The following is a 16880-nucleotide window of genomic DNA, read 5'->3' on the forward strand; positions in this document are numbered from 1 at the left end:
GACGACCGCAGTCCAAGTTGCCGCTCCCCCTGTCCTCGGTACCTGAGAGATTCACCCGCTGCGCCCGCAGAGGGTTTGCTCCTTCGGTGCGCCACGTGGCGTGGCGGCTCTCCAGACGGCGTTTCAGTTGGTGCAGTACAGGCCCGTGAGGACCGACCTGAGCGTTTATGGGAGTTTGCGCCTTCGGTAGGGCCACCGGGGTGGCCCGCTCTCCTGCAGTGGGGGGATTGTAGGTGGGGCTCGCGCGGGCGCCAACCTTTGATTTTTCTCCTTTTGCCCGATGGGATAATCGCCTGTTGATTTGCCGCAGGGCGATCGTTCCACACAACAGCAGGGGACTTCATGATCCTGGTTACCGGCGGTGCCGGCTTCATCGGCGCCAATTTCGTACTCGACTGGATCGCGAACAGCGACGAGCCCGTCATCAACCTCGACAAGCTGACCTACGCGGGCAACCTCGAGACGCTCGCGTCGCTCAAGGGCAACCCGAAGCACATCTTCGTTCAGGGCGACATCGGCGACAGCGCCCTCATCGACCGCCTGCTGGCCGAGCACAAGCCGCGCGCCGTCGTGAACTTCGCCGCCGAGTCGCATGTCGACCGCTCGATCCACGGCCCCGAAGACTTCGTGCAGACCAACGTGCTCGGCACCTTCCGCCTGCTCGAGTCGGTGCGTGGCTTCTGGAGCGCGCTGCCGGCCGATCAGAAGTCGGCCTTCCGCTTCCTGCACGTGTCGACCGACGAGGTCTACGGCTCGCTCTCCAAGACCGACCCGGCCTTCACCGAAGAGAACAAGTACGAGCCGAACAGCCCCTACTCGGCCAGCAAGGCGGCCAGCGACCACCTCGTGCGCGCCTGGCACCACACCTACGGCCTGCCGGTGCTGACCACCAACTGCTCGAACAACTACGGCCCGTTCCACTTCCCCGAGAAGTTGATCCCCCTGATGATCGTCAACGCGCTGGCCGGCAAGAGCCTGCCCGTGTATGGCGACGGCATGCAGGTGCGTGACTGGCTCTACGTGAAGGACCACTGCAGCGCCATCCGCCGAGTGCTCGAAGCCGGCAAGCTCGGCGAGACCTACAACGTGGGCGGCTGGAACGAGAAGCCCAACATCGAGATCGTCAATACCGTGTGCGCGCTGCTCGACGAACTGCGCCCCCGTGCCGACGGCAAGCCCTACAAGGAACAGGTCACCTACGTCACGGACCGTCCCGGCCATGATCGCCGCTACGCCATCGACGCGCGCAAGCTCGAAGCCGAACTCGGCTGGAAGCCCGCCGAAACCTTCGACACCGGCATCCGCAAGACCGTGGAGTGGTACCTCGCGAACAGCGAGTGGGTGCGCAACGTTCAAAGCGGCGCCTACCGCGAATGGGTCGAGAAGCAGTACGACAACAACGCGAAGGCCGCGGCATGAAGCTGCTGCTGCTGGGCAAGGGCGGACAGGTCGGCTGGGAACTGCAGCGCAGCCTGGCGCCGCTTGGTGAACTGGTCGCGCTCGATTTCGACAGCACCGACCTCCACGCCGACTTCAGCCGTCCGGAGGAGCTGGCCGACACGGTGCTGAAGGTCCGCCCCGACGTGATCGTCAATGCGGCAGCGCACACCGCCGTCGACAAGGCCGAGAGCGAGCCCGAGTTCGCGCGCAAGCTCAACGCCACGTCGCCCGGTGTGGTGGCCGAGGCGGCGCAGAAGATCGGCGCGCTGATGGTGCACTACTCGACCGACTACGTTTTCGACGGCAGCGGTACGAAGCCCTGGAAGGAAGACGATGCGACTGGTCCGCTCAGCGTGTACGGGCAGACCAAGCTCGAAGGCGAGCAACTGGTGGCGCGGAACTGTGCGAAGCATCTGATCTTTCGCACGAGCTGGGTATATGCGGCGCGCGGGGGCAACTTCGCCAAGACGATGCTGCGGCTGGCGAAGGAGCGCGACAAGCTGACGGTCATCGACGACCAGTTCGGTGCACCGACCGGCGCGGAACTACTGGCTGACGTGACGGCGCATGCCATTCGGGCGACGTTGCAAGATTCTTCCAAGGTCGGGCTCTACCACGCGATTGCCGGCGGCGAAACGACGTGGCACGGTTACGCGCGCTTCGTGCTCGAACTGGCTCAGCAGGCCGGCGTCGAACTCAAGGCCGGACCGGATGCGGTCGAAGCCGTGTCGACCAGCGCTTTCCCGACGCCTGCGAAGCGCCCGCACAATTCGCGGCTGGACACCTCCAAGCTGCAGACCGCTTTCGGCCTGCGCCTGCCGCCATGGCAGGAAGGCGTCGCGCGCATGTTGCGCGAGATCCTTTGAACTTCACGAGAAGAAGAACATGACCAAGACGACGCAACGCAAGGGCATCATCCTGGCCGGTGGTTCGGGCACGCGCCTGCATCCCGCGACCCTGGCTATCAGCAAGCAACTGCTGCCGGTGTACGACAAGCCGATGATCTACTACCCGCTCAGCACGCTCATGCTGGGCGGCATGCGCGACATCCTGATCATCAGCACGCCGCAGGACACGCCGCGCTTCCAGCAGCTGCTGGGCGATGGCAGCCAATGGGGCATCAACCTCCAGTACGAAGTGCAGCCCAGCCCCGACGGGCTCGCGCAGGCCTTCATCATCGGCGACAAGTTCGTCGGCAACTCGCCCAGCGCGCTGGTGCTGGGCGACAACATCTTCTACGGCCACGATTTCGTGCACCTGCTGGCCGATGCCGATGCGAAGACTTCCGGTGCCACCGTGTTCGCGTATCACGTGCAGGACCCGGAGCGCTATGGCGTCGTGGCGTTCGACGACAAGGGCAAGGCGAGCAGCATCGAAGAGAAGCCGCTGAAGCCGAAGAGCAGCTATGCGGTCACCGGCCTGTACTTCTACGACAACCAGGTGGTCGACATCGCGAAGGCGGTGAAGCCGAGTGCGCGCGGCGAACTGGAGATCACTGCCGTCAACCAGGCGTACCTGGATCGTGACCAGCTCAATGTGCAGATCATGCAGCGGGGCTATGCGTGGCTCGATACGGGCACGCATGACAGCCTGCTGGAAGCGGGGCAGTTCATTGCGACGCTGGAGCATCGGCAGGGGTTGAAGATTGCGTGTCCTGAAGAGATTGCGTGGCGCAATGGATTCATCACGAGTGAGCAACTCGAGAAGCTGGCGGCGCCGCTGGCCAAGAGCGGGTATGGCAAGTATCTGAAGCATCTGCTGGGTGAGGAGGTCCGCTCGTGAAGGCGACACCGACAGCAATTCCCGATGTGTTGATCATCGAGCCGAAGGTGTTCGGTGATGCACGAGGGTTCTTCTATGAGAGCTTCAACGGCCGGGCGTTCGACGAGGCTGTGGGGCGGCATGTCGAGTTCGTCCAGGACAACCATTCGCGTTCGGCGAAGGGAGTCCTGCGCGGATTGCACTATCAACTGGCGCAGACGCAGGGCAAGCTGGTACGCGTAGCGCGCGGCGCCGTGTTCGATGTGGCCGTGGACATTCGCCGCACTTCACCGACCTTCGGCCAGTGGGTGGGCGTTGAGCTCACGGAAGACAATCACAAGCAATTGTGGGTGCCCGAAGGTTTTGCGCACGGCTTCCTGGTACTGAGCGAATCGGCTGATTTCCTCTACAAGACCACTGACTACTATGCGCCGGCCCATGAACGGGCCATCCGATGGGATGACAAGGCCGTTGGAATCCGTTGGCCGGACATCGGCATTGCGCCGATCCTCTCCGCGAAAGATCTGGCGGGGCAATCAATGGATCAGGCGGAGCTTTTCGAAAGCTGAAGTTTTTGCCGCGTGTTGCGTTCTGAATGAATGAGCTTGTTTGATAGGGAATGAACAAAAATGACTGATATGGCGGAATTCGAGAAGAATCTGCGCGGCCGCCGGATTTTCGTGACGGGCCACACCGGTTTCACGGGTGGGTGGGCTTGCCTGTGGTTGCAGTCGATCGGGGCCATTGTCGAAGGCTATTCGCTGCCCGCGGAGACAACGCCGTCGCTGTTCGCGGCTGCAGGGCTCGAGAAAGACGTGCCGGGCACGATGGGCGACATCGTCGACTACGAACGCCTTCTGGCCGCGATGCAGGCCTTCAGGCCCGAGCTGATCCTCCACCTCGCCGCGCAACCGCTGGTGCGGCGCTCGTACCGCGAGCCGCTGCGGACCTTCCTGGTCAATGCCCAGGGCACCGCGCACGTGCTCGAGGCAGCCCGCGTCACGGGCGGTGTGCGTGGCGTGGTCTGCGTAACCACCGACAAGGTCTATCGCAACAACGAGTGGCCATGGCCCTATCGGGAAAACGATCCGCTGGGAGGAAAAGACCCCTACAGCGCATCGAAGGCATCGGCCGAGATGGTCATCCAGAGCTATGCCGCGTCCTATCCTTTTGCCGAGGACAAGGGGCCCGCGATCGCCACAGCGCGTGGCGGCAACATCGTCGGTGGTGGCGACTGGTCCGAGGATCGGCTCATTCCCGACTTCGTTCGCAGCGTCGTGAACGCGACGCCGCTGACGCTGCGCTACCCGCAGGCCACGAGGCCATGGCAGCACGTGCTGGCGCTTGTTCATGGCTATCTGTTGCTGATGTCCAAGCTGATCGGCCCGAATCCGCAGGATGTCGCGCGGGCCTGGAACCTCGGGCCGCACGACCCGAAGCAGTATTCGGTACGCGAAGTCCTGGAATTGATGAGCGACGAATGGCAGCGCCCCTCGCTCGAGTTCATGGACAACCCGCTTCCCGAAGCCGGCGCACTGGCGCTCGACAGCTCGCTGGCCCACAACCTCCTTGGCTGGGTGCCGGCATGGGACACGCATCGCGTGGCGCGAGAGACGGCCGCCTGGTATCGCAAGTATTACGAGGCGCCGCACGCCGCGAAAGACATTACCCTCGCTCAGATCGATGCCTGGCGCGGAGACATTCGCGAATGATGTATCTCGTCGGTGGGCGAGGGCGTCTGGGGCAGGCGGTTTGCGCATCTCGCCCGTCTGGTGAGTTCTCGGTGCTGGACCGCACTGTCTATGAAGACTGGTGGCGACCCGGTGCAGCGGGTCTGGTGGAGCAGTTCTTCAGCGTCGCACCAGCAAGGTCCGTGGTGCTGGTCACTGCAGGATTGCTGGACCCGGCGTTGTCCGCCACCGAGCATCGCCAGGTCAACGTAGATCTGCCGAAGCGGATCATCGAGGGTGCGTGCAGGGCAGGCCTGCGCGTCGTGACATGCGGCACCGTGATGGAGCGATTGACCCGGCATCCGAACCCGTACATCGCGAGCAAGGCGGAGCTGGGATTGTTCGCGGAAGAGCGCGCAGCGGCCGGCGACGCTGTCCTGCATCTGCAGATTCATACGCTCTATGGCGGCGGCGTGCCTGCGCCCTTCATGTTTCTGGGGCAACTCTTTGATGCATTGCGTCACGATCGTCCATTCGAGATGTCGCCGGGCAGGCAACTGCGCGAGTACCATCATGTCGAAGACGAGGCGGTAGCCTTGCATGCCCTGGTCGATGCAGGCGCTGTAGGGGTGATGCCCTTGAGTCATGGCGCGCCGGTTACCCTGGCCGAACTGGCCACTCACGTGTTCGATGCCGTGGGCCGGCCGGACCTGTTGCGCATCGGGGCGCGTCCCGAACCACCCGACGACAACTACGCGACGGTCTTGCCAAGGCCGGGGCTGCTCGAACAGATCGTTTTCAGGCCAGCGCTGCAAGGAGTGGCGGCCTATGTTCAAGCCCAGTTATCAAAATCAGAACTGCAGAAGCAAGCATGAACGGAGGTAGTCATTTGTCCGCAACGAGACCTCTCGTGTCCATTGCCATTCCGGTGCTCAACGAGGCGGGCAACCTCGAGGCCTTGTACGCCCGACTTGTTGCCCTTGGGGAACGCATGGCCGATCGGTGCGACCTCGAATTCGTCTTCACCGACAACCATTCGGAAGACGCCACCTGGCCGATGCTCGCGAAGCTGGCGGAAAAGGACAGTCGCGTGCGGGCGTTGAGGTTCTCGCGCAATTTCGGATTCCAGAGTTCGATCCTCGCCAACTACCTGCATGCGCGCGGCGACGCCGTCATGCAGATCGATGCCGATCTGCAGGATCCTCCGGAGATGCTGGAGGAGTTCTTCGCACTCTGGCAGCAAGGATTCCACGTGATCTACGGCATCCGTCGAAAGCGGCGCGAGGGCATGCTGATGAACCTGATCCGCAAGTGCGGCTACTGGGTCATCGACAGGGTCAGCGAACATCCCATCCCCCGCGATGCAGGGGACTTCCGGCTGGTCGACCGGGCAGTGATCGAGGCAATAGCGAAGTCGCGCACCAGCAATCCCTATCTTCGCGGGATGATTGCCGGGATGGGCTTCAACCAGACCGGCATTGCCTACGACCGCGATGCACGGACTGTTGGGGAGAGCAAGTTCAATGTCATGCGCTTGATGCGCCTGGGATTGACGGCTGTCTTCAATCATTCGACGGTACCGCTTCGCATGGCGTCCTTCCTGGGCGTCGTCATCCTCCTGGGATGCCTGGCAGCATCGGTGTACTACGTTGCCCTGAGACTGCTGCAACCCGACCTGCCGCGCGGATTTGTCAGCATCCAGTTGCTGGTCCTTTTTGGCATTGGCCTCAACGCGTTCCTGCTCGGGATCATCGGCGAGTACATCCTGCGGATCTACCGCATCCTCCGCGCGGACCCGATCGCCATCGTCGAGCGCAGCCTTAACATGCAACCCAACGATCTCAAGCTCTAGGAACAGATACCCATATGAAAGCAGTCATCCTCGCGGGCGGCCTCGGCACCCGCATTGCAGAAGAATCCGACACCAAGCCGAAGCCGATGGTCGAAGTCGGCGGACGGCCGCTGTTGTGGCACATCATGAAGATCTATGCGCATCACGGCATCAAGGATTTCGTGGTGTGTCTTGGCTACAAGGGTTATGTGATCAAGGAGTTCTTCTTCAACTACTACCGGCACATGTCGGACATGAGCATCGACCTGCGCAACGGCGATCACCAGATCCTAAACAGCCAGGCTGAAGACTGGCGCATCACGCTCGTCGACACCGGTGCGGAAACCATGACCGGTGGCCGCCTGAAGAGGGTTGCGAAGTACCTCGACAATGAGACTTTCTGCCTGACTTATGGCGACGGCCTCTCCGATGTGAACATCGGTGCCGAGGTCGAGTTCCACAAGCGCCATGGCAAGCTCGCAACGGTGCTGGCGGTGCAGCCTCCCGGGCGCTTCGGTGTCTTGAACATCGATGCCAATCAGAAGGTTTCGAGCTTCGAGGAAAAGCCCAGCGACGAAATTGGCTGGATCAATGGTGGCTTCTTCGTTCTGGAACCAAAGGCGATCGACTATGTTGCCGACGACACCACTTCCTGGGAGCGTGCTCCGCTCATGAACATCGCGCGCGATGGCGAACTGGCCGGCTTCCAGCATCACGGCTTCTGGCAACCTTGCGACACGCTGCGCGACAAGCGCGAACTTGAAGCGCTCTGGCACAGCGGCAAGGCGCCCTGGCGCACCTGGGAGTGAAGCAGCTTCTGCGATTCGCGGTTGTCGGTGTGTTGAACACCGCGGTCGGGTATGCCGTGATATTCGCCTGCATGTATCTGGCAGGCCTGAGCCCGGTGGCCAGCAACGTCGTGGGCTATGCCTGCGGGTTGGTGGTTTCCTACACCCTCAACAGGACGTTCACATTTCGCAGTGCCGCGGGCAAGAAGCGGGAGATCGTCCGTTTCCTGTCGATCTTCATGGTGGCCTATCTGGCCAACATCGGTGCGTTGATGCTGTTGATCGACCACGCGGGCATGCACAAGGGATGGGCGCAACTGGTGGCCGGCGCGGTTTATACCGGGCTCTTCTACCTGTTGAGCAAGTACTACGTTTTCGCCGAATCGCATTCGCGAGCAACCGGCCGCTGAGGGCTGGTGCCCGGCTGAAGAGAGCAAAGATCCGACTGGATGATGGTAGAGAAAAACAGGCATTCGTTCTTCAACCGCGCATGCGTCCTGCTGCTGCCTTCGCTGGCCATCGTGCTCGCGTTGTGGCTCCCCTTTGGTTTCTCCATGGGAGGGCTGGTCGAGGAGTGGGATCTGCTCGGTCTGTTCACCGAGCATGGGCCGTTTCTCATGGTGCATCTCGATGGCCCGTTGCCTGCCCATGCAATCCGGCCGCTCATGCCGCTGAGCTTTGCGCTCTCCTATCTCGCCGACCGTGATTCGTTCGACGCCTGGCATTGGTTGACGATCGCATCGCTCCTGGCCAAGGGCGGTGCGATGACCTATCTCGTGAGCCGCGCCACAGGGTCGCGCGGCTGGGGAGTTGTAGCTGCGGCGCTGCTGATCCTGTATCCCGCCGACACGATGCAGATGTCGCTGCGCAGTATTCACATCAACATTGCAATCGCACTGGTGCTTGTGGGGAGTGCATTGCTTGTGGTCGCCTTCGAGATGCGCGGCCTGATGCGCGCCGTCGTCACGGCCGTTGCCGGAGCGTTCCTCTATCTTGTGAGCCTTGGCATCTACGAGGCGGGACTGGTGCTCATCGCCTTGCCCCTGGCCGTGCCCTTCGCGCGTTACGGATTGGGCCGGCTCCTGCATTTCCGCAGGCGGGAACTGGGGCTGGCGGCCATCTGGGTCGGCAGCGTCTGCTTGTACCTGGCGTATGCCGCCTGGGCCTCGCACAAGGTTGCCAGCTATCAGGCCCAGGTGACCGGTGGTGGCAAGGGGCCGCTGGCCACTGCGATTGCGGCACTGCCGAAACTGTTCACGATCGGTGGCCTGCGTGCCCTCGTGGGAGGCTGGGTCGATGCCTGGCACATGGTAATCACCGAGTACTCGAGCTACCTGTACCTGGGGTGTGCGGTCGCAGCGATTGCCGCCGCTGCGCTTGTTGCTGTGGTGATGGGGCGGGGCAGGGGGGCGATGGTCGAAGGCGACGATCCCTCATCCAGGTGGTTGCCGCCGCGCCTGGTGCTGGCCGGCCTCATTCTGATGCTGGCCGGCTACGCGCCCTTTCTCACTTCGCCGTATCACATCGTCGTGAGCCAACGGACCTTCCTGTGGGCCACGCCTGGCGCGGCAATGGTCTGGACGGGATTGCTTCTGATGGTTTGGCGTTGCGCGCGTACTCCGGCGGTTGCCGGCGCATGCCTGCTTCTGGTGCTTGGCTTCGGCGCCCAGCTTTTCCAGTTTCATCACTACACCGAGCTCACTCAGAGGCAGCGCGCCGTGTTGCGCGACATTGTCGAAGCCACCGATGTACCCGCGGGCAAGAGCGTGCTGGTTCTCGATGGAAGCAGCCAGATCGGCCACTCATGGTTCTTCGTGAATGGCGATATGGTGCGAAATGCACTCAACTATCTGTATGGCCGATCGCTGGGGCCCGTCGAGGTCTGCCGCTCGCCCAGCATGGAATGGGAGCGTGCCGATCAATTCGGACGCAAGGGGCGTTGCGTAAAGAACGATGCCGGGTGGACTTTCGAGTACGCAGCCTCGGTGAGTGGGCCTGGAAGCCTGCCTTCGACGGTGGAGCCCGCCAAGCATTTTTCAAAGGATGACACGGTGGTTGTCTCCGTTCATGAGGACGGTGTGCCTGTTGCTTCGACGCAGGAACAGGCGGAGCGCAAGCGGAAGTTGCAAACGGGTGATGACGTTGTTGCCCGTCGCTATCGAGGTGTTCTGGCAGCACGATCTTCAGACAGGTTTGCTCCGATGTTTCGCGACGAAACCGTTGGAGCCAGCTACCGGTGGAGCTTCGGTGACTGGTGGAACCTCGACCTGCCGACGCGTGGTGCGGGCTGGCGTGAAGCGGAATGGACGGTTCCCAATGGTCTGAAGCAGTATGCCGCCGCGTGGATGATGAACTCGACAGCAGACGTTCTCTTCGAGCTGGCGCCTTCGGCAGGCAGCTACCGCATTCAAGGGGTGTTCGATCAATTCGCCAGCGACGCCGTGCGCGAACGCATGAGCCTGCGGATCAATGGTCGATCGGTGGCGATGCGATGGACATCTTCGAATCGATTCGAGGCCGAGGTGCCAGCTGGTGCATTGATTCAGGGCACGAATCGCATCGGCTTCGTCACCGAAGCCGACGAAAAGTATTTCGGCCTCGCGGGTCGGCTTGACTGGTTCGAGGTAACGCCTGCGAGCACCGCCGCGACAGAGGCCGCGGCCAGCCGCTGAATTGGCTGGCGTCGCCTGTCTGTCAGCAGCGCATCACTGCGCGGCGGGCGCCGCCAGCATGCTTTGCAGGGTTTCCTGCAAGGAGGGCGCTTCCAGGGGAATGCCGTTTGCCGACGCGACGCGATTGAGCTTGCCGGGGTTGCCACACAGGCGGTGAACTTCGTTGGGGCGGACGAAACGTGGATCCACCTCGATTTTCATACTGTGCCCGGTCAACTGCTCGAACGTCTCGATGACGTGGCGCAGTGTGTAGGGACGGCCCGTGCATACGTTGTACGCCTCACCCGGTTCACCGTGCGAGAGCAGCAGCAGGTAGGCGGCGCATACCAGCCGGATATCGTTGAATTCGCGTTCGACGTCGAGGTTGCCGAGTGACACCGATGCTGCTCGTGCCGCGAAATGCTTGGCGAGCTTGGGAATCACGAAATTGGGATCCTGCCCCGGGCCCGTGTAGTTGAACGGACGCGTGATGATCAAGTTCAGCCGACCGTTGTATGTGCGAGCCATGTGCTCCATGGCCAGCTTGCTCATCGCATAGTGGTTGACCGGCGCCGGCGGCTGCGTCTCCTGCAAGGGCGACTGATCGCTGTTCCCGTAGATGTTCGCACTGCTCGCGAGCAACACGCGCCGCGGCGGACGCGGCAGCTGCGTCAGCGCGTCGAGCAGGTTGGTCGTCCCGAGCACATTCACCGAGTAGAAGGCGAGCTCATCGGCATGGCCGACAAAGCTGATGGCGGCGAGGTGAACCACTGCCTCGGGCTCGACGGACATGACCTCGTCGAGCACCGCGGCTTCGTCGGTCAGATCGGCGCGCGAGGCAATGACCTGATGGCCGGCAGCAGCGGCCTGCCTTGCAAAGGGGCGGCCGGTAAAGCCGTCCGCGCCGGTCAACAGGATCTTCAAAACGAGAAACCTTGGGTATTTCGCCGGAGGTCAGCCTCGACCATCATCTGGCAGAGTTGCTCCAGCGTGGTATGCGGTTCCCAGCCGAGCTTGGCCTTGGCGCGCGCAGGATCGCCGATCAGCAGATCCACTTCGGCCGGGCGATAGAACTTCGGGTTGATCCGCATCACGGTCTTGCCGGTTGCGGTATCCACTGCGAGTTCACTCTCGTCCGAACCCTTGAAGTCGACCTCGATGCCCGCGCCCTTGAAGGCCATCCGTACGAAGTCGCGCACAGTCTCGGTGCGGTTGGTCGCCAGAACAAAAGTGTCCGGCTCATCGGCTTGCAGCATGCGCCACATCCCCTCGACATACTCCTTGGCAAAGCCCCAGTCCCGCTTGGCGTCGAGGTTGCCCAGTTCCAGCACGTCGAGCTGGCCGAGCTTGATCTTCGCCACCGAATCGGTGATCTTGCGAGTGACGAATTCGCGGCCTCGCAGCGGGCTCTCGTGATTGAAAAGGATGCCGCTGCTGCCGAAGATGCCGTAGCTCTCGCGGTAGTTCACCGTCATCCAGTGCGCGTAGAGCTTTGCGACGCCGTAGGGGCTGCGGGGATAGAACGGCGTGTCCTCGATCTGCGGGATCGCCTGGACTTTGCCGAACATCTCGGAAGTCGAGGCCTGGTAGAAGCGGATCTTCGGATTGACCAAGCGGATGGCTTCCAGAAGATGCAGTGCACCAATGCCGGTGATCTGCGCGGTTGCTGCGGGCTGATTGAAGCTCACGCCCACGAAGCTCTGGGCCGCCAAGTTGTAGATTTCGTCCGGCTCGGCATCGCGGACGAGCGTCAGGGAACTGCCGAGGTCGGTCAGGTCGTACTCGACCAGATGCAGATCGGGGTTTTTCTGGATGCCGAGTTCTTCGATGCGCCAGAAATTGACGGAACTGGTTCGGCGGTACGTTCCATAGACAACGTATCCCTTGCTCAGGAGCAACTCCGCCAAATAGGCGCCGTCCTGTCCGGTGATGCCGGTGACGATAGCGCGTTTCTTCATAAAAATCCTTCCCGATAAACTTAACTTGTGACCCGGTGTGGGTGGATATTGTGCCGTGAGCCGGTACGGGCGGCTCTGGGGCTGCAGCTTCAGCCGGCAGGAGGGGTGTCCCAGAAGGCTGCTTCGACGAAGCGCTGGGAACTCTGCCGCCAGTTGAGATAGTGCAGATCCTCCGAGCGGACCTGCGTTCCTTCCTGCGTCTGGGCCAGCCATTGGCGCACTGCATCGGACAGCGCTCGTGCGTCGCCGGAGAAATAGAGTGCGCAGTCGCCGCAGACCTCGCGAAAGACCGGAAGATCGCGCGCGATCAGAGACAGACCACGCTGCGCTCCCTCGATCAGGGGTAGACCGAATCCTTCACCTTCCGAGGCCGTGATCAGGCATGGCGAGGCCGAGTACACCAGTTCGAGGTATTCGTCGCTCGCTTTTTCCACCCAGATCAGCCGCTCCCCCTGCTCGGGATGCTTGCGCAGCCGCTCTGCCAGCTCCTCGACCATCCAGCCTTGCTTGCCGACGATGACCAGGTTGACGTCGAGACCTTCTGCCCAGAGGGTTTCGAAGGCATCCAGGGCAACGGAGTGGCCCTTTCGAGGCTCGACGGTGCCGACCATCAGAAAGCTCGTCCTGGCCGCAATTGCGCGCATTGCGGGGCCGGCACTTGGCGGCAGGCCCTTCGAGGCGACGGTGCTGAGGTCGGCGCCCAGCGGAAAGGACCGCACCTGCAATTCGTTCGAGCGATGAGGCGCGTTGTCGGCCACCCATTCCTTCAGTTCGTTGGCGACGGCTTGCGAGATGCAAAGCGCGCCGTCGAACTCGGCAATGGTGCGAAGCCAGCGTGCGTGCAAGGCCGCGCTTCCTTCCGGGAAGCGATGCTTCATCAGGACGGGCAGCAGGTCGTAGACAACGAACTGAACGCGAACTCCGGCATTGCGCATCTGGCGGAAATACGGTGCCTGGAAGTAGACCGGGTCGTGCATCAGGTCGAGCCCGATGAAATGATCTCCCTCGCCGTAGCTGATCGGCGTGTCCTCCAGCGTGTCCTCGGGGCAGCCGAGGAATTTCAGGGTGTAGCGTCGCGCATACCTGTAGCCCAGTCGTTGGGAATCCCCGTACACGGGCTCTACACGGAAGCCCTCGGGTGGCGATTCGATCAGTTCGCGAAGCAGCGACTTGACGACGCGTTGGATGCCGGTATGGAGGTCCTGATAGACCATGGACGAAACATCGAGCAGCAGTTGCTTCGCCGGTCTTGGAGAGGGGAAGTTGGCCGCAATCGCCGATGCAACCGTGTTCTTCTCCTCGGCATTCAAGGCCGGTGCAATCTTCGCCATCCTGGTGATCAACGCATCGCGCCCATGGTCGCGGCTGCGTGCGAACTGTTCGATGGCTTGGACGTACTGCTGGCCGCAGCGCTCGGGCGAGTGATGCTCGTTGATGTACCGCCGGGCCCTGGCGCCCAGTGCCTTGCGGCCTTCGACGTCCTGCCAGAGTTGTTGCAGAGCCTCGGTCAACTGGGCGTCCGTGAACTCGTCTTCGAGCATGCAGAGGCTGTCCTTGGGAAGCCACGCCATCGCGCCGTGTGCATTCGCAATCGTCGCGACACCGTGGTTCATGGTGTCGAGGACTGCCGCAGACGTTTCGCCTCGCGATCTGCCGCGCAGCTGCACCGCGACGTCCGTCGCTCGCAGGTAGCGACGGAACGTCGCCTCGTCCGCCCATCCGGTGATATGCACGTTGGGCAAGGGAAGGTCGTTGATCGCTGACCGGATGGCGTCGCCATAGGCGTCCTGTCCGTTGTCTCCGACAAAGACCAGGCGGCAGCGGGGGTCGATCCCGAGCGGCGAATTCTTCCAGGCCCGCAACAGCCGGTCATTCAGCTTCGTGATGCCCAGCAGCCCGAATGCGCAGACCAGGAAGTCGTCGTCCGTCAGTCCCAGTGCACGACGATCCTCCTCGCGCGATTCGGGGTCGTGACTTTCGGCTGGTCGGCGCAGCAGTGGAATCAGCGTGGTCTGCGGGGCGGATGCCGCCGCGTACCAGTGCTTCATAAGCCCGAGGGAATAGTTGGAGTGAAAGATGATGCCTTGCGCTCGCCGGATGACTTCAAAGCTGCACGGATACCGGGAGACCACGGTGGAGACATCCCCGATCCGGTTTCGATCGGCCAGGGCCTGATAGCCGTGCGAGTCGTAGAGCGCACGCTCGAGGCCGCGGTATCTGCCGCAGAGAAACTCGAGGTGCCACTGCGCGTCGCCCAGGAAAAAATCATGCAGGACGACCGTGCCTGGCACCGTCTCCAGCAATTCGAACATGTACTCGTGGAACTCGGAGTTTCCGATGTGATAGAGCACGCGGTCATAGCTGTCGGCATGGGCAATCAGGTACGCCCCATCGCGTACGGGAAAGGCCTGCGACAGCTCCGGCGATTTCAGCCTCTGCGTATCGACGATGAGTTCCAGGTCATAGAACTTCGCGAGTTCGGGCAGCAATTCGGCGCTGTAGTCCGCAATACCGCTGCGTTGAGGCGGCAACGGAGAGACATAGGCGAGTCTGGGACGCTTTCCGGGAAGTGCCGGCGGTGAAATGGCGTCGGAGGCAGCCTTCTCGATGTCCTCGACCGCGAGGCGCACTGCTTCTGTCAGCTCGGCGGAGACCGGGGCGTCGTTCGTTATCGACGTCTTCCGAGGCAACGCTCTGGCGATCACGACCGGAACAGAGGGCTTGGCGCCAGGCTGGGGCGCCGTATCGGGAGCAAGCGTATATACGACGTCGGGATGCAGGCGGGCAATGACGGCTCCGCTCAGGTATTCCGATGCCTCGTGGGCCGCCGCAGTTTGCAGACTCTCCGCAGGCAACGACTGCCAGAGGTGAATGGAAGCCGGCGGAAGAATCCCGATGAGTTTGCTGCGTGCCTCGGAGACGCTTTCAGAAAATCGTCCGTCGAGCAGGATATGGGTGTCGTGTCTTTCATGAAGAGCCAGGGCAAGCGCCTTCGAGAACGTCAACTCCAAGGCCCGTTGTGCATCAGAACCATCCGCTGCAGATTTCGATACCCGAAGATCCAGCAACACCCGCATCAATCGACCCCCTTTTTGTTCTTACCGTGAATGTTTAACTGATTCCAGACCGACCGTGCGTCGTCTGACAGCTCGTCAGAAGGTCGGTCAGGTGGTGCTGCTTCCGGCACAGGCGCCGGTTGAGGCTCGACGGCCCGGCGCATCCGGGCCAATGCAAAGCCGCGCATCCGTATATAGACAGCGCGCAGCGGAGCGTGAATTCCCAGCTTCTGCGCAACCTTCGAAATCCGCCTGACGATGGGGCCGGGCCTCGGATGCCGCAAGAATGCCTTGATCGCTCCAAGCCGCTCTCGCAGACTGGCGCTGTGCACGGCAAATCCGCGCCTGTCCAACTCCTGGAGCTTGTCCGCCGTCTGCACACCTTGTTGTTCCAGGATTGCGACCCTGGCCTCCAATGCAGCTGCAGTTGCCTTGGCTTGCCGGGCCTGGGTTTCGACAATCGCGAGCAGCTTGTGCAGTTGCCTCTCACGGGATTCCGCCCTGGCCTCCGCCTCGCTCAATTGCTGCTGCACGACTTCGTGGTGCTGGTCATACCGCAGGGCAAGTTCGGGCAGCGACAAACCATACTCTTTCGAGAATGCCTGATCCTGTGCATGGAGTGCCGCGATCTCTCCGTTCTTCTGGGCGACTACTGCGTAGTCGGGGCTGACGCCCGCGAGCACCGAGATCAGTGATACGGGAGCAGCGCTATGCAAGGAAGCGGCTTCCTGGAGTCTCAAGATCTTTTGACGCTGAAATCCTGCGTGCTCGACCACGAAAGCCAGCAACTGAGAGGGAATCGGTTTTACGTGCGAGGGGTCCAGATAGAAGTTGGATGTGCCGACCTCGATGTTCTCCGGATTTGGCGTCTCGAGGATGAGCAGTCCACCCGGGACGAGGACACGCAGGGCCTCGGCCACGATCGCCTGCAACTCTTCGAACCTGATGTGTTCGACTACATGGAACGCAGAAACCAGCACCAGACTGCTGGAAGGGGTTTGCCTGAGGGTCGCAAGCCCTTCCGAGTGGGCAACATCGAGGCCTCGTTCCCGGCAGGCTTCGAGCATGCCTTCGTCCAGATCGACACCTCGACCCTCCAAGCCCAGCTTGGAAAGGAGCTCCAGCCACTCGCCTCGCCCACATCCGATGTCCAGGGCGGACGCCGGTGACTTCAAATCCAATAATGGCTGTACGAAGGGGATGTAGATTTCAAGCCGAGATCTAATGAGTTCTCGCGAACCGCGGTATTTGTCTTCGAAGGCGCGGTAAAAAAGGGCGCTCATTTGTCTTGTTGCCTTCTGCGTGGGAATGCGTCGTTGTAGTAGTGCTGTAGCAGATATTGCCAACCTGAGGCAGGATTCGAGGCGTTTCTGATACAAAAAAGATACAAATTCTAGTGGCGGCGCTCAGTCCCGCCGCTTTCGACGCGTCGATCTATCAAAGCTCAATCTTGGGGGGCCGTGATGCTGCGGCAGAGGCGCAACACATGGCTCAGGCTGGCGTGGCGCTCTTCTTTCTATTTGCCAGCTTCGGTCCCTGATTTGATGAAGGCGGAATCTTAACTTCGGCACCACTCCTTCTCTGGCCAGCTTGCAGCGAAGGAGCTACAGCATGTGAAGGACTCCCTCTTCGTGTATCTCAAACGCATGCGGGGACGATAACGAGGACGAGGGCGCACGTTTCATTAAGTAAACTCAAGCGGTGATTCGAGTTCGAACGCTGGCC

At 61.8% G+C, this 16880-nt stretch carries 14 protein-coding genes and 2 riboswitches; of the genes, 10 read left to right on the forward strand and 4 right to left on the reverse strand.

Going from position 1 to position 16880, the window contains the following annotated elements; genetic code table 11:
- Window positions 1–19 precede the first annotated feature (19 nt).
- Window positions 20–125, reverse strand: a riboswitch (glycine riboswitch).
- A 3-nt stretch (window positions 126–128) separates the two neighbouring features.
- Window positions 129–226: riboswitch (glycine riboswitch) on the reverse strand.
- Window positions 227–342: 116 nt separating this feature from the next.
- From rfbB to SFB74_RS04525, 10 genes are read left to right on the forward strand one after another with little or no spacing between them, the layout of a single operon-like run.
- Complete coding sequence (gene rfbB / locus SFB74_RS04480; RefSeq protein WP_432729523.1) at window positions 343–1419, forward strand: dTDP-glucose 4,6-dehydratase; 1077 nt, start codon at window positions 343–345, stop codon at window positions 1417–1419.
- On the forward strand, window positions 1416–2306 hold the full coding sequence (gene rfbD, locus SFB74_RS04485) for a dTDP-4-dehydrorhamnose reductase (protein ID WP_432729525.1): 891 nt from the start codon (window positions 1416–1418) through the stop codon (window positions 2304–2306). The genes rfbB and rfbD overlap by 4 nt, the downstream gene beginning before the upstream one ends.
- 19 nt (window positions 2307–2325) lie before the next feature.
- Complete coding sequence (rfbA, locus tag SFB74_RS04490) at window positions 2326–3222, forward strand: glucose-1-phosphate thymidylyltransferase RfbA (protein WP_432729527.1); 897 nt, start codon at window positions 2326–2328, stop codon at window positions 3220–3222.
- Entirely contained in the window at window positions 3219–3770 is a 552-nt protein-coding gene (rfbC, locus tag SFB74_RS04495) for a dTDP-4-dehydrorhamnose 3,5-epimerase (protein ID WP_432729529.1), read from the forward strand. Before rfbA ends, rfbC begins: the two co-directional genes overlap by 4 nt.
- Window positions 3771–3830: 60 nt before the next feature.
- Window positions 3831–4913 carry a CDP-glucose 4,6-dehydratase gene (gene rfbG, locus SFB74_RS04500; protein WP_432729530.1) on the forward strand — a complete coding sequence of 361 codons (1083 nt, stop codon included), beginning with the start codon at window positions 3831–3833 and terminating at the stop codon, window positions 4911–4913.
- Window positions 4910–5746, forward strand: a complete 837-nt coding sequence (locus tag SFB74_RS04505) for an NAD-dependent epimerase/dehydratase family protein (protein ID WP_432729531.1) — start codon at window positions 4910–4912, stop codon at window positions 5744–5746. Before rfbG ends, SFB74_RS04505 begins: the two co-directional genes overlap by 4 nt.
- Before the next feature lie 35 nt (window positions 5747–5781).
- A complete protein-coding gene (locus tag SFB74_RS04510) occupies window positions 5782–6723 on the forward strand; it encodes a glycosyltransferase family 2 protein (RefSeq protein WP_432729532.1) in 942 nt (313 codons plus the stop codon).
- A 14-nt stretch (window positions 6724–6737) separates the two neighbouring features.
- Window positions 6738–7511 (forward strand): glucose-1-phosphate cytidylyltransferase, encoded by a 774-nt coding sequence (rfbF, locus tag SFB74_RS04515; protein WP_432729534.1) that lies wholly within the window; start codon window positions 6738–6740, stop codon window positions 7509–7511.
- A complete protein-coding gene (locus SFB74_RS04520; RefSeq protein WP_432729535.1) occupies window positions 7508–7900 on the forward strand; it encodes a GtrA family protein in 393 nt (130 codons plus the stop codon). Before rfbF ends, SFB74_RS04520 begins: the two co-directional genes overlap by 4 nt.
- A gap of 39 nt (window positions 7901–7939) precedes the next feature.
- The gene (locus SFB74_RS04525; RefSeq protein ID WP_432729536.1) at window positions 7940–10162 is read left to right on the forward strand and encodes a hypothetical protein; all 2223 of its coding nucleotides are present in this window, start codon (window positions 7940–7942) and stop codon (window positions 10160–10162) included.
- A gap of 33 nt (window positions 10163–10195) precedes the next feature.
- On the opposite strand, the gene SFB74_RS04530 is transcribed toward SFB74_RS04525, so the two are convergent.
- From SFB74_RS04530 to SFB74_RS04545, 4 genes are all read right to left on the reverse strand, one after another.
- Complete coding sequence (locus SFB74_RS04530) at window positions 10196–11065, reverse strand: GDP-mannose 4,6-dehydratase (protein WP_432729537.1); 870 nt, start codon at window positions 11063–11065, stop codon at window positions 10196–10198.
- Window positions 11062–12099 carry a GDP-mannose 4,6-dehydratase gene (gene gmd / locus SFB74_RS04535; protein ID WP_432729539.1) on the reverse strand — a complete coding sequence of 346 codons (1038 nt, stop codon included), beginning with the start codon at window positions 12097–12099 and terminating at the stop codon, window positions 11062–11064. The genes SFB74_RS04530 and gmd overlap by 4 nt, the downstream gene beginning before the upstream one ends.
- An 89-nt stretch (window positions 12100–12188) precedes the next feature.
- Window positions 12189–15176 (reverse strand): glycosyltransferase, encoded by a 2988-nt coding sequence (locus SFB74_RS04540; protein WP_432729540.1) that lies wholly within the window; start codon window positions 15174–15176, stop codon window positions 12189–12191.
- Complete coding sequence (locus SFB74_RS04545) at window positions 15176–16438, reverse strand: class I SAM-dependent methyltransferase (protein WP_432729541.1); 1263 nt, start codon at window positions 16436–16438, stop codon at window positions 15176–15178. The genes SFB74_RS04540 and SFB74_RS04545 overlap by 1 nt, the downstream gene beginning before the upstream one ends.
- Window positions 16439–16880 lie beyond the last annotated feature (442 nt).

The sequence above is a fragment of the Variovorax xiamenensis genome (assembly GCF_050916385.1).
Taxonomy (GTDB): domain Bacteria; phylum Pseudomonadota; class Gammaproteobacteria; order Burkholderiales; family Burkholderiaceae_C; genus Variovorax.

What these genes read in the sequence shown, in the direction of transcription:
- rfbB (WP_432729523.1), top strand. Translation starts at nt 343, where the DNA reads ATGATCCTGGTTACCGGCGGTGCCGGCTTCATCGGCGCCAATTTCGTA.
- rfbD (WP_432729525.1), top strand. Translation starts at nt 1,416, where the DNA reads ATGAAGCTGCTGCTGCTGGGCAAGGGCGGACAGGTCGGCTGGGAACTG.
- rfbA (WP_432729527.1), top strand. Translation starts at nt 2,326, where the DNA reads ATGACCAAGACGACGCAACGCAAGGGCATCATCCTGGCCGGTGGTTCG.
- rfbG (WP_432729530.1), top strand. Translation starts at nt 3,831, where the DNA reads ATGACTGATATGGCGGAATTCGAGAAGAATCTGCGCGGCCGCCGGATT.
- SFB74_RS04505 (WP_432729531.1), top strand. Translation starts at nt 4,910, where the DNA reads ATGATGTATCTCGTCGGTGGGCGAGGGCGTCTGGGGCAGGCGGTTTGC.
- rfbF (WP_432729534.1), top strand. Translation starts at nt 6,738, where the DNA reads ATGAAAGCAGTCATCCTCGCGGGCGGCCTCGGCACCCGCATTGCAGAA.
- SFB74_RS04525 (WP_432729536.1), top strand. Translation starts at nt 7,940, where the DNA reads ATGATGGTAGAGAAAAACAGGCATTCGTTCTTCAACCGCGCATGCGTC.
- gmd (WP_432729539.1), bottom strand. Translation starts at nt 12,099, where the DNA reads ATGAAGAAACGCGCTATCGTCACCGGCATCACCGGACAGGACGGCGCC.
- SFB74_RS04540 (WP_432729540.1), bottom strand. Translation starts at nt 15,176, where the DNA reads ATGCGGGTGTTGCTGGATCTTCGGGTATCGAAATCTGCAGCGGATGGT.
- SFB74_RS04545 (WP_432729541.1), bottom strand. Translation starts at nt 16,438, where the DNA reads ATGAGCGCCCTTTTTTACCGCGCCTTCGAAGACAAATACCGCGGTTCG.